7 protein-coding genes are annotated in these 12,155 nt (G+C 69.7%); 3 read left to right on the forward strand and 4 right to left on the reverse strand.

Annotated features, from left to right (window positions below; all coding sequences use genetic code 11):
- Nucleotides 1-31: 31 nt before the first annotated feature.
- Nucleotides 32-952 carry a Bro-N domain-containing protein gene (locus Q4V64_RS26455; protein WP_124440620.1) on the reverse strand — a complete coding sequence of 307 codons (921 nt, stop codon included), beginning with the start codon at nucleotides 950-952 and terminating at the stop codon, nucleotides 32-34.
- Nucleotides 953-1,117: 165 nt separating this feature from the next.
- Here Q4V64_RS26455 and Q4V64_RS26460 point away from each other — a divergent pair, with 165 nt between their 5' ends.
- Nucleotides 1,118-2,263 carry an AI-2E family transporter gene (locus Q4V64_RS26460; RefSeq protein ID WP_124440619.1) on the forward strand — a complete coding sequence of 382 codons (1,146 nt, stop codon included), beginning with the start codon at nucleotides 1,118-1,120 and terminating at the stop codon, nucleotides 2,261-2,263.
- On the opposite strand, the gene Q4V64_RS26465 is transcribed toward Q4V64_RS26460, so the two are convergent.
- Nucleotides 2,149-4,356, reverse strand: a complete 2,208-nt coding sequence (locus tag Q4V64_RS26465) for a SpoIIE family protein phosphatase (protein ID WP_124440618.1) — start codon at nucleotides 4,354-4,356, stop codon at nucleotides 2,149-2,151. The two genes, Q4V64_RS26460 and Q4V64_RS26465, sit on opposite strands and share 115 nt — an antisense overlap.
- A 252-nt stretch (nucleotides 4,357-4,608) precedes the next feature.
- Here Q4V64_RS26465 and aspS point away from each other — a divergent pair, with 252 nt between their 5' ends.
- A complete protein-coding gene (gene aspS / locus Q4V64_RS26470) occupies nucleotides 4,609-6,372 on the forward strand; it encodes an aspartate--tRNA ligase (RefSeq protein ID WP_124440617.1) in 1,764 nt (587 codons plus the stop codon).
- A gap of 238 nt (nucleotides 6,373-6,610) precedes the next feature.
- Nucleotides 6,611-7,966 carry an MFS transporter gene (locus Q4V64_RS26475; protein ID WP_253266996.1) on the forward strand — a complete coding sequence of 452 codons (1,356 nt, stop codon included), beginning with the start codon at nucleotides 6,611-6,613 and terminating at the stop codon, nucleotides 7,964-7,966.
- A 45-nt stretch (nucleotides 7,967-8,011) separates the two neighbouring features.
- Here the strand turns inward: Q4V64_RS26475 and Q4V64_RS26480 are convergent, their stop codons facing one another.
- Both Q4V64_RS26480 and Q4V64_RS26485 read right to left on the reverse strand, forming a co-directional pair.
- Complete coding sequence (locus Q4V64_RS26480; protein ID WP_124440616.1) at nucleotides 8,012-11,194, reverse strand: S8 family peptidase; 3,183 nt, start codon at nucleotides 11,192-11,194, stop codon at nucleotides 8,012-8,014.
- 186 nt (nucleotides 11,195-11,380) lie between these two features.
- Entirely contained in the window at nucleotides 11,381-12,058 is a 678-nt protein-coding gene (locus tag Q4V64_RS26485) for a nucleotidyl transferase AbiEii/AbiGii toxin family protein (RefSeq protein WP_172629230.1), read from the reverse strand.
- Between the last annotated feature and the right edge of the window lie 97 nt (nucleotides 12,059-12,155).

Consider the following 12,155-nt stretch of genomic DNA (forward strand, 5'->3'; position numbering starts at 1 on the left):
GCGACTTCGGGCCTGTCTTACGGTGTCTCGGTTACGGCAGCACGTAGACCGGCGCCCCGTCTGGAGCGCAGCCGGCCTGCCGTACGCAACCACGCTTCAGCAGCATGCGCAGGCGGTCGTGGACGCGGTCGTGCGGGAGGCCGGTGCGGTTGGCGATCTCCTCGACGCGGTAGCGGGCGCCGCCGTGCAGCAGGGCCGGGGCGAGGTAGGCGGCCACGGCGTGGACGTCCTCGGTGACGACGAGGTTCTTCGCCTTCCAGGTGGCGAGGAGCTCTTGGGGGGTCAACTTCGGGATGGAGTGTGAGCGGTCGGTGGGGCGCTTGAGGGCGTCGGCGATATCTCGCAGCGCGTCGGCCATCATGTTCTGGCTCTGGGTGATCTGCCGCAGCAGATCGTTGCGCTCCTCCTGGAAGGCCGTCAGCATCTCGTCGGCCCGGATGTTCCGCTCTTCGAGACGGACGATGGCGTCGGCGACCTGCTGGGGCATGACGTATGCGGTGGTGGCGTTGGGCGTGGGTTGTACTGGGGACGGTTCCAGGGAGTAGGAGCCGTCGCGCTGGATAGTGGCGATCACCTCGGAGACCCAGGCCTTGAAGGGCTGGGACTCCGGCTTCGTGCATCCGTTGACCAACCGGATCAGGCCCTGAAGGTTGACGAGATTCATGTCTCGTCGCCACTCTCGACCTGCGGGAATGTCGAGAGTGTGCCTCTGAAGCACACTCTCGGCACTGGCAAAGTTGATCGCGTCGGCAACGTTCCGCAATGCAGATCCCACGTGCGTGTACCCCAGGTTCCTGCACACGTCGACGGCCGGGAACCAGTGTGTCCCGTCCGGCATGGTCAGTCTCCGTACGCGTGCGCCCGTCGCCGCGTACACGAAGTCACTGATTTCGATCGCGTCCTGCCGCTGTGCCGCCGACTGTTGCGGCGGCGTGTTGTTCTGCTCGTTCATCGAGCTTCACCTCCGCCTCGGAAGCTAGGCACGCATGAATGCGGCTCACGTCCATAGCAAGGTTGTTCACCCGATAGTGGACGGAGGCATCGATTCTGCGGGGCACATACGGCGTTCGGCCGCCTGAGCGCGACGCCCCCAGCTGACGTATGGCCAGATGGGAACGTGCAGGCACCGCAACCGTCTCTACTCCCGGACCCCGTCCGCCGCGTCGGCGCCTGGTGTGCCGTTGCCCTGCTCGTCGCCGGAGTCGTCTACGTCGGGATCCGGTTGGCCGTGGAGTTCCGTACCGCCGTTGTCCCCGTGCTGCTCGCTCTTCTCGGGACCGCGCTGCTTGGGCCCTTCCACCGGCGGCTGGTGAAGGCCAAGGTCAACCGGTCCGTCGCCGCCGGTGTCACCTGTGTCGCCGTCGTGGGCGTCGTCGGTGGGGCCGTGTACATCGTCGTCGCCGCGCTCATCGACACCGGGGACGAGATCGTCACCTCTCTCAAGGACGCGGCGCAGGGGCTCAGCGACCACTTCGGGGCCGCCGGGACCTCGCTGGACGACCTGGCCTCCAATGCCAAGGAGTTGTTGACCAAGTTCGGGGGGACGGCCGCGTCCGGGGTCATCAGCGGCGTGAGTGTCGTCGGCGAGACCATCGCCATGGCCGTACTCGCCCTGCTCCTCGTCTTCTTCTTTCTGCGGGACTCCGACAAAGCCGCCGAAACCTTGCGGGCCCTCTCACCGCACCACAGCGGCGACCTCCTGGAGGCCATGGTCCGGCGGGCCTACCAGGCCGTCGAGGGGTTCATGCGCGGGACCACCTTCATCGCGCTCATCGACGCCCTCTGCATCACCGTCGGGCTGCTCGTTCTCGATGTGCCGGGGGCCGTGGGGCTCGGGGCGCTCGTCTTCGTGGGGGCGTACATCCCCTACCTCGGCGCCTTCCTCTCCGGCGCGGTCGCCGTGCTCGTGGCGCTGGCCGACCGGGGGTTCGTGATCGCCTTGTGGGCGCTGGGGGTGGTCCTGGCGGTCCAGGTCCTGGAGGGGCATGTGCTGCAGCCCATGATCCAGAGCCGCACCGTGCAGATGCATCCCGCCGTCGTCATGGTGGCCATCACCGCGGGGGCCTCCGTGGCCGGAGTTCTGGGGATGCTGCTCGCCGTGCCGCTCACCGCCGCCGTCTTCGGGGTCGTGCACGAGTTGCGTACGCGCTATTCCGCACCTGCCGTGGACTCGTCACCTGCCGTGGACTCGTCACCTGCCGTGGACTCGTCACCCTCCGTGGACTCGTCACCCGCCGAGGACTCGTCGGCAGAGGACTCGTAGAGCTCGAACCAGATGCTCTTCCCCTCGCCCCGCGGATCCACCCCCCACACCTCCGCCAGCAGCTCGATCAGCATCAGCCCGCGACCGGACGAGGCCAGCTCGCCGGGTCTGCGCTTGTGCGGGAGGTCGTCGCTGGTGTCCGTCACCTCGACGCGCATCCGGCGCGCGCCCGGCTCGCCCCGCACCTCGGCCAGCAGCAGTGCGTCGGAGTCCGTGTGGACCAGGACGTTGGTCAGCATCTCGGAGAGCAGCAGGACCGCGGAGTCGACCTGGTCCTGGCAGGACCAGTCGTGCAGCAGCTCCCTCAGGTGCCGGCGGGCCGCCGCCACCCGCTCCGGTTCCGCCTGGGCCACCGACAGCATCGTGCGGCGGATCCGGGGTCGTACGGCGATCGAGTCGCCGCAGCCGCAGCCCTCGCCCTCCCGGCACAGCAGCAGGACGGCGATGTCGTCCTCGCGGCGGTCGGCCAGGGGGCCGGTGGTGTGGTGGGAGGACGGGCCGTGCACCGCCTGGACCAGGGCGTCGGCGAGTTGCTCCAGGTCGCCCTCGTGCTGTTCGAGGATGGCGCGGATCCGCTTCCAGCCGGTCTCCATGTCGTGGCCGCCGGTCTCGATCAGGCCGTCGGTGCACAGCAGCAGGGTCTCGCCCGGTTCGAGGGTGATCCGGGTGGTGGGGTAGTCGGCGTCCGGGTCGATGCCGAGGGGCAGGCCGCCGGCTGTGGGGCGGGTCAGGACCGTGCCGTCCGTCATGCGGATCGCCGGGTCGGGATGGCCGGCGCGGGCGATGTCCAGGATGCCGGTCGTGGGGTCGACCTCCACGTACAGGCAGGTCGCGAAGCGGAGATCGGCGGCGCCTGGATCGCCGTAGGTCATCCCGTGCAGGAAGCGGGACGCGCGGGAGAGGACCGCGTCCGGGCGGTGGCCTTCCGAGGCGTAGGCGCGCAGTGCGATGCGGAGCTGGCCCATCAGGCCGGCCGCGCGGACGTCGTGTCCCTGCACATCGCCCATGACCAGGGCGAAGCGATCGTTCGGCAGCGGGATCATGTCGTACCAGTCGCCGCCGACCTGGAGGCCGCCGCCGGTGGGGACGTAGCGGGCCGCCACGCTCATGCCCGGTATCCGGGGGCCCAGTGTGGGCAGCATGCTGCGCTGCAGGCCGTCCGTCAGTTCCCGCTCCGACTCGGTGATCCCCGCCCGGGACAGCGCCTGCGCGAGCATCCGCGCGACCGTCGTCAGGACGGACCGCTCGTCCGGCGTGAAGGCCACCGGGTAGGTGAAGGCCGCCATCCAGGCGCCCATCGTGCGGCCGGCGACCGTCAGCGGCAGGAACGCCCAGGACTGGCGGCCGAAGTGCTGGGCGAGCGGCCAGGCGGTCGGGTAGCGGGACTTGTAGTTCTCGGGGGAGGAGAGGTAGACGGCGCGGCCGGTGCGGACGACCTCGGCGGCCGGGTAGTCCGTGGACAGCGACATGTGGGAGAAGGGGTTCTCGTCGCCGGGCTGGTGTCCGTGATTGCCGATGATCGTCAGGCGGTCGCCCTCGACGCCGAAGACGGCCAGGCCGTCCGGGGAGAAGCCGGGCATGGCGAGGCCTGCCGCCACTCTCAGGACCTCGGCCGTCGAGCGGGCCTCGGCCAGGGCGCGGCCCGCGTCCAGCAGGAACGCCTCGCGGGAGCGGCGCCAGTCGCCGGTGATCGGCGTGCGGGCGGCGGCGCCCGGCGGGGGCTCGGTGACCTCCTGGAGGGTGCCGATCAACTCGTACTCTCCGGTGGCCGGGTCGATGACCGGCTTGGAGCGGCTGCGGACCGTACGGATCACGCGGCCCTGGTCGTCCATGATTCGCAGCCGGGCCTCGGCGAGGGTGCCTTCGGCGGCGGCGAGCTGCACGATGCCGCCGATCTCGTTCCAGTCGACGGGGTGGAAGCGGGAGCGGATCCCGGCCTCCGTGAGGGTGACCGGCTCGGCGGGCAGCCCGACCAGCCGCGCGGCCTCCGCGTCCAGCATGACGAGGCCCGCGGTGTTGTCCCATCTCCACAGGCCGGTCGCGAGGGCGGCGAGAACCTGCCCCACGGCGGGCAGGGGCTCACCAGTGCGCATTGCCCCACCTTAAGAACAGGCGGTCGGAGAGTGCCACTGTTCATGGCCATGGCACTCTCCCGGCACTCTCCCTGGACTCTGCCGGTCGCGGCCCGTGATGTCGCGGCCCGTATTGGTGGGGCCCGTATTGGTGGCGCCCGTAAATGGTGGGGAGCCGATCTTGGGGTGCCCGGTAGGCTTGGGGGAGTTTCACGTGAAACAAACCTTCACGGGAAACGAGCCCCCGATCCGCGAAGACTGGATGAAACGACGATGCATCGGTACAGGTCCCACACCTGCGGCGAGCTCCGCGCCTCTGACGTCGGCACCGACGTCCGGCTGAGTGGCTGGCTGCACAATCGGCGCGACCTGGGCGGCATCCTCTTCATCGATCTGCGCGACCACTACGGCATCACGCAGCTCGTGGCCCGCCCCGGCACCCCGGCGTACGAGGCCCTCGACAAGCTGACCAAGGAGTCCACGGTCCGCGTCGACGGCAAGGTCGTCTCCCGAGGCACCGAGAACGTCAACCCCGACCTGCCCACCGGCGAGGTCGAGGTCGAGGTCGGCGAGGTCGAGCTGCTCGGCGCCGCCCAGCCGCTGCCCTTCACGATCAACACCGAGGACGGGGTCAACGAGGAGCGGCGCCTGGAGTACCGCTTCCTGGACCTGCGCCGCGAGCGCATGCACCGCAACATCATGCTGCGTACGGCCGTCATTTCGGCGATCCGGCAGAAGATGGTGACGCTGGGCTTCAACGAGATGGCCACGCCGATCCTGACGGCCACCTCCCCCGAGGGCGCCCGCGACTTCGTGGTCCCCTCCCGGCTGCACCCGGGCAAGTTCTACGCCCTCCCGCAGGCCCCGCAGCAGTTCAAGCAGCTGCTGATGATCTCCGGCTTCGACCGCTACTTCCAGATCGCGCCCTGCTTCCGCGACGAGGACGCGCGAGCGGACCGCTCGCCGGGCGAGTTCTACCAGCTCGACGTCGAGATGAGCTTCGTCGAGCAGGAGGACGTGTTCCAGCCGATCGAGCAGCTGATGACCGAGCTGTTCGAGGAGTTCGGGGGCGGCCGTCACGTCACCTCCCCGTTCCCCCGCATCCCCTTCCGCGAGGCGATGCTGAAGTACGGCTCCGACAAGCCGGACCTGCGCGCCCAGCTGGAACTCGTCGACATCACCGACGTGTTCGAGGGCTCGGAGTTCAAGGCGTTCGCCGGCAAGCACGTGCGCGCGCTGGCGGTGCCGGCCGTGCAGGACCAGCCCCGGAAGTTCTTCGACCAGCTCGGGGACTACGCGGTCTCGCAGGGCGCCAAGGGTCTGGCCTGGGTGCGGGTCGCCGAGGACGGTTCGCTCACCGGCCCGATCGCGAAGTTCCTCACCGAGGAGAACATCAAGGTCCTCACCGAGCGCCTCGGCCTGGAGGCCGGTCACGCCGTCTTCTTCGGCGCGGGCGAGTTCGACGAGGTCTCGAAGATCATGGGCGCGGTGCGGGTCGAGGCCGCCAAGCGTGCCGGGCACTTCGAGGAGAACGTCTTCCGGTTCTGCTGGATCGTCGACTTCCCGATGTTCGAGAAGGACGAGGAGACCGGGAAGATCGACTTCTCGCACAACCCGTTCTCGATGCCTCAGGGCGGCATGGACGCCCTGGAGAACCAGGACCCGCTGGACATCCTGGCCTGGCAGTACGACATCGTCTGCAACGGCGTCGAGCTGTCCTCCGGCGCGATCCGGAACCATGAGCCGGACATCATGCTCAAGGCCTTCAACATCGCGGGCTACGACAGCGAGACCGTGGAGCGCGAGTTCGCCGGCATGCTGCGCGCGTTCCGCTTCGGCGCCCCGCCGCACGGTGGCATCGCGCCCGGCGTCGACCGCATCGTGATGCTGCTGGCCGACGAGCCGAACATCCGCGAGACGATCGCCTTCCCGCTCAACGGCAACGCCCAGGACCTGATGATGGGCGCGCCGACGGAGCTGGAGGAGACGCGGCTGAGGGAGCTGCACCTGTCGGTGCGGAAGCCGCAGCCGAAGTAGGACCACCTCACGTGTGAATGGCTCGGAACCGACTCGGTTCCGAGCCATTCCCGTATGACAGGTGCCGCTGACGGACGTAGTCGGTGTGTGGGGCGGGCGTGTGCATACATGCCCGCCCCGTTCATATGTATGGACATCTGCTCAACCCATTGACCCGGAAGCAACCCCTCCGTAGCGTGCCGAGGTGCCCGCGTACGTGATTGCTGTTCACGTATGTGTTCACTGAGGGGAGACAACGATGTCGGAAGCCGTGATGCCCGACGCCGAGACGCCCGACGCCGAGCGTCGCGCGGTCAGCAAGTTCCTGCGCCGCATGATGCCGCTGCTGGTCCTGATGCTGCTGGTCAACCAGATGGACCGGACGAACGTCGGCTTCATCCAGGACGAGTTGCGGGCCGACGTCGGCGTCAGTGCCACCGCCTACGGGCTCGGGGCGGGCCTGTTCTTCATCGGATACGCCCTGTTCGAGATCCCGAGCAACATGATGCTGGAGCGCTTCGGCGCCCGGGTGTGGCTGACCCGCATCATGATCACCTGGGGCCTGGTGGTCGTGGCGATGTGCTTCATCCACAACGTGTGGATGTTCTACGGCCTTCGCTTCCTTCTCGGCGTCGCCGAGGCAGGCTTCTTCCCCGGCGTAATGCTGTACCTCACCCAGTGGCTGCCCGACTCCTCCCGGGGCCGAGGGAGCGCGATCTTCCTCGGCGGCTCGGCGACCGCGTACATCGTGACCGGCCCGATCACGGGCGCGCTGCTGGAACTGCACGGCCTGGGCGGCATCGCCGGCTGGCGCTGGATGTTCGGGCTGGAGGGCGCCATCTCGATCCTCGTCGGATTCGTCGCCGGCTTCTTCCTGGTCTCCCGCATCGACGACGCCCGCTGGCTCACCCGGGAGGAGAAGGACGCGCTGGGCTCGGCGATCGCCCGCGACAAGGAGGCCCGCAGCCGCGAACCCGAGGGCTCGCGGCTCCGCCTCCTGTTCCACCCCCAGGTCGCCCTGCTGACCGGCGTCTTCTTCGCGATGACCCTGACCGGATACGCCATCACCTTCTGGCTGCCCAGCCTGGTCGACGACATCGGCGGGCTGTCGTCCTTCCAGATCGGGCTGCTCACCGCCGTACCGTGGATCTGCGCGGTGATCGCGATGTACACGCTGAGCCACTTCACCGACGGCGCCCCGGACCGCCGCCCGTACCTGGCGATCGCCCTGGTCGTCTCGGCCGTGGGCACCTTCCTCGCCACGCTGGGCTCCCCCTGGTTCGGCCTCGCGGCCATCACGCTCGCCGCGGTCGGCAGCAAGTGCTCGGCCAGCATGTTCTGGCCGATGTCCCAGGCCGGCCTCGACCTGAGGATCGCCGCGCCGGGCCTGGCCCTGGTCAACTCCATCGGAAACCTGGGCGGTTTCGTCTCCCCCACCCTCTTCGGCTACCTCAAGGACACGACCGGCAGCACGAACGGCGGCCTGTACACGCTGTCGGCGGCGTCGCTGCTGGCGGTGGTCGGGGTCACCTTCGTCCGCCGGACGAAGGCGGCTGCCGCCCCGCTCTCGCCGGAGACCGTCACGGTGGCGCCGGAACGTGCGAACCGCCCGTGAACCCTGCGGGGTCCACGGGCGGTCGCCCAGTGCTGTCGCCGGGTGTTACGGCGTGACGGCCAGCCTGGTGAGTCCCACCGCCTGGGACCCGTCGCCGTACTCGACGATGCCGACGTACCGCTCACCTCGCACCGCATCCGGCCACGCCACCGTCAGTCCGCGCAGGGCGGCCGGGGTGACGGGCTGGGTGGCGGGGGTGACGGTGGGCCGGACGGCCGGGGTCGTCTGGCCGACCTTCCACAGGCGCAGCGTGTACTGCTGGCTGTCTGTGCCCTTCGGCATGTCGTACTGCACCACGTAGACGTCGTAGTCGCCGGGCGGCAGGTCGACGTAGTCGTCCGAGCCGATCTGCGGCCCGGGGAGGACCTGAACTCCGTCCTTGTCGAAGGCGTAGAGGAACATCATGCTGCCGGGCACGTGATCCGCCGCGTCGACCGCGACCCGGGTGAACGGTGCGCCCTCCGGGACGTGGACCGGGATCTTCGCTGCCGCGTCACCGGCGTGCGGGTTCCACGAGAAGTCCGGCGACTGGTCCTCGCCGGTGAGGGTGCCGGTGATCTTCTCGGACTTGTACAGCTCCGCCCGAGCGGTCAGTTCACCGCTCCAGTCCGCCCGTACGGTGAGCTGGGTGGACCGCTCACCGGGGAGAGCGATCTCCGCCGGTGCGGCGACGTGGGCGGCGCGCAGCGCGATCGGGCTGGTGACCCGGTGGTGGCTGTGGGCGTCGCTCCAGGTGAGGGAGCCGGAGGACCAGGCGCCGTGGGCGGCGTCGGTGCGGGTGAAGGTGACCCGGTACGTCGCCGAGCCGCCCGGAAGCACGGTCAGGCGCTTCGGTGTGACCTCGGCCTTGTAGCCGGGCGGCGTCTGGAGCGTCGCCTTGTACGTGGCGATGTCCGTGCCGACGTTGGTGACCGTGCGGGTCACCGTCTGCCGCTCGGCCAGGTCGCCGACCGCGATCGACGGGTAGTTCAGGTCGCTGGGGTCGATGGGTCGGGTGGTCGCGCAGGCGTCACCGCCGTCCCTGGTGGTCGGCCGCAGCCTCAGCGCGCAGAGGTACGACGTCCAGTCCGCGGACGTGGAGTCGTAGACCAGGCCCGGGTCGGCGGCGACAGTGGCCCGCGGGGAGCCGGCGCCGTAGTCGAGCGGGGTCGCGGAGTCGGCGCCCTCACGGCCGATGGGCTCGCCCTCGTTGTCGGTGGTCGTCGCCGTGGTCATCAGCGCCGACTTGACCTCCATCGGCGACCAGTCGGGGTGCAGTTGCTTCAGCAGGGCCGCGAGGCCGGATATGTGAGGCGTCGCCATCGACGTGCCCGCCATGAAGCCGAAGCGGTCCGGGTACCCGGCGCCGGGCACGGTGCCCGCGAGGACCATGCTGCCCGGTGCGGCGATGTCGGGCTTGAGCACGTCGCCGCCGCTGTAGCGGTCGGGTCCGCTGGAGGAGAACCCGGTGACGAGCGGAGCGCGGACGCGGCCGGAGCCGGAGACGAACTCGCCCGTGGCGCCGGAGCCGGCCGCGTACTCCTTGACCGTCTTCGCGTCCTCCTGGGTCAGCTGGATCAGGGGCAGGCCGAAGTCGTCGGGGTAGAAGTTCTGGGAACTGGTCGCGGTGTTGGCCACGGCCAGGGCCACGCCGCCCGCGTCCGTGACCGCCTTGGTCTTGTCCTCGAGGAACAGGTTGTCGCCGCCCCGGTCACAGACGACGATCTTCCCCTCCGTCTTGCCGGGATCGAGCGTGCCCGGCGCGCACAGCGTGGCCCGCGCGGCGTCCGCGTCCGGCTTGCGCACGTCACCGGCGTTGACCAGCGGCGCTGTGGGGACCGGTGACTGCACCTTGTCGTGGCGGAAGCGGCGGCCGTCGCCCAGGACCAGCGTCGAGTTGTAGCCGGTGTCGTGCGTCTCCGCGGCGACGGTGGTGATCCACGGCGCGGTGTTCTCCACCGTGTCGGGGCCGCTGTTACTGGCGGCGGCGGAGACGAACACGCCCGCCTTCGCGGCGTTGAACATCGCCTCCATGGACGTGGGGGAGGTGAGCGTCCCGCCGATGGAGTAGCTGATGACGTCCACGCCGTCCGCCACGGCCTTGTCGATCGCCGCCGTGGTGTCCGAGTACCAGCAGCCGTCGTGCCAGCAGGTCTTGTACGCGGCCACCCGGGCCGCCGGAGCGACACCACTGACCTTGCCGCGCACACCGAGACCCGGTATCTCCGCCGGGGTGTCGTGGTTGCCGGCCGCGGTGGTGGCGGTGTGGGTGCCGTGGCTGTCCATGTCCATGGGGGACGAGACGTCCTCGGGCGTGGGGTCGGGGACGCCGGCGCGGAACCACTGGGCGCCGATCAGCTTGTTGTTGCAGGTGACCTTGTGGGCGGGGTCGTCGCCCTCGTCGCAGGTGCCGTGCCACTTCTTGGCGATGACGTCGGCGTCGGGGCGGGGTTCCGAGAGCGGGGCGAGCATCGGGTTGGTCGGGTCGATGCCGGTGTCCACGATGCCGACGATCGTGCCTTCGCCGGCGTGTTCCGGGCCGCCGAGCTTGGACCAGAGACCCTTGTCGCCGTCCAGGCCGAGGAAGCGGGGGATGTCGGGTGGGGGTGCTGCGGCCTCGGATTCGCCTTCGGCCTTGCTTGCGTTCCCACCCGCACCGCCCGTGCGGCTTTCGTTGTCGGGTTTGCGTGGCCCCTGTGAGGGCTGATCGCCGTCGGCGGCTGCCGGGTGGCGGTCGTCCGTTGCGGCTGCCGTGCGGCGGTCGTCCCCGGTAGCCGCCGGTGAGGCGGACTGGGCCGGTGCCGGGGGCAGGCGGTCGGCCTTGTCCCGGGTCAGTGAGATCACGCCGGGGGTGGCGGCCAGTTCCGTGGCTTGGCGGGCGGTGAGTTTCGCGGCGAAGCCGTTGAAGGCGTAGTCGTACTCGTAGAGCTTCTTGACGCCGGGGACGTCGTCGAGCACCGAGTCGCGGCGGGAGTCCAGGTGCCGTAGGTAGGCCCTGACCGCGCTCGTGCCTGTCGTGAGCCGGTCTCCGGGGGCCGGGGCGGTGCGCTTCAGACCGCTCACGCCGCCCTGGTAGGTGGCGACGGGCTGGTCGGCGAGCTTCACCACGTAGGTCCCGGCGCGATAGCCGGTGTTCTCGGTGGTCTCGGCGTGGGCGGGGGCCACCGTTCCGGCGAGGGCCAGGGCCCCGGTCAGAAGGGGCGTCAGGAGTCTGACGTATGCCCGGTCATGTCTTTTGTTGTGTGACAACTCTTGTCCGTATTGGTCGATTTGGTGAGCTGTACTTCCCCCATCGCCCCAATAGCAACAGAAGTCACCGGAGTTGAGAATCTTGAAGTCTCATACAAGCCCAACATTCACAGAGGTCACACAGACGAACCGCCCGTGAAGTCCTGTGAGTTCACGGGCGGTTGGTCCCTCGGCCACGCGGTGCGATCACTCGTCGGCCGGCGGCTCCGACGCCTCCTCTTCGAGGAGGCGTTCCGCGATGTCGTTCGCCCAGCTCTGGGCCCACTGACGGAGGGCCTGGACGGACTGCTCGTCGAGGCCGTGGACGGTGAAGTCGCGGTCGTCGAGCCACTCGATGCCCTCCAGGCGGGACTGGAGGTCGCTGAGGTCGAAGGCGTCGTGGGCGTGGCGTCGGCCCAGTTCCTCCAGTTCGGTCGGGCTCAAGCGGTCCGCGGCGGCGTGGACGTCGACGAGGTCGCGGGCGGCACCGCGGTCGGCGAGGGCACGGACCCTGGTCCCGATGACGTCTTCGAGGGACAGGGCAGGGCCGAGGTCGGTGTCGACCGGCGGGTGCCAGAGGGTCTCCTTCAGCAGATCGACCGTCTGTTCCTCACCCGTGTCGGGGTCGGTGACGAGCAGGCGCGCGGAGAGCGGGTCGGTCTCCAGGGAGCGCACGGGCCAGCCGCGTTCCGCCAGCCCGGTGAGGACCGTGGCCGCGATGCGCTCCATGGGCTCGGCGGATTCGGTCGCCAGTTCCAGGTCCTGCGCCTGCCGGTCGACCAGGCCGTGAGCCCGGACCGCGTGGTCGCCGGCCATGACGAGGGGGTAGGGGGCGCCGATGGTCAGGATGTCGTGGAGGAGGCGGGGGGCTGTGGTGCCGTTCACGTAGTCGCCCGTGTGCGGGGGGTGTTCATGGGGCGATTATCGCGGGGGTGCGCATGCCGGCATGCTTGCGCGTGTCGCGGGTCTGCGCCGCGGTCGT

Origin of the sequence: Streptomyces sp. NL15-2K (assembly GCF_030551255.1) — a bacterium.
In the GTDB taxonomy this organism is placed as follows: Bacteria; Actinomycetota; Actinomycetes; order Streptomycetales; family Streptomycetaceae; genus Streptomyces.

What these genes read in the sequence shown, in the direction of transcription:
- Q4V64_RS26465 (WP_124440618.1), bottom strand. Translation starts at nt 4,356, where the DNA reads ATGCGCACTGGTGAGCCCCTGCCCGCCGTGGGGCAGGTTCTCGCCGCC.
- aspS (WP_124440617.1), top strand. Translation starts at nt 4,609, where the DNA reads ATGCATCGGTACAGGTCCCACACCTGCGGCGAGCTCCGCGCCTCTGAC.
- Q4V64_RS26455 (WP_124440620.1), bottom strand. Translation starts at nt 952, where the DNA reads ATGAACGAGCAGAACAACACGCCGCCGCAACAGTCGGCGGCACAGCGG.
- Q4V64_RS26475 (WP_253266996.1), top strand. Translation starts at nt 6,611, where the DNA reads ATGTCGGAAGCCGTGATGCCCGACGCCGAGACGCCCGACGCCGAGCGT.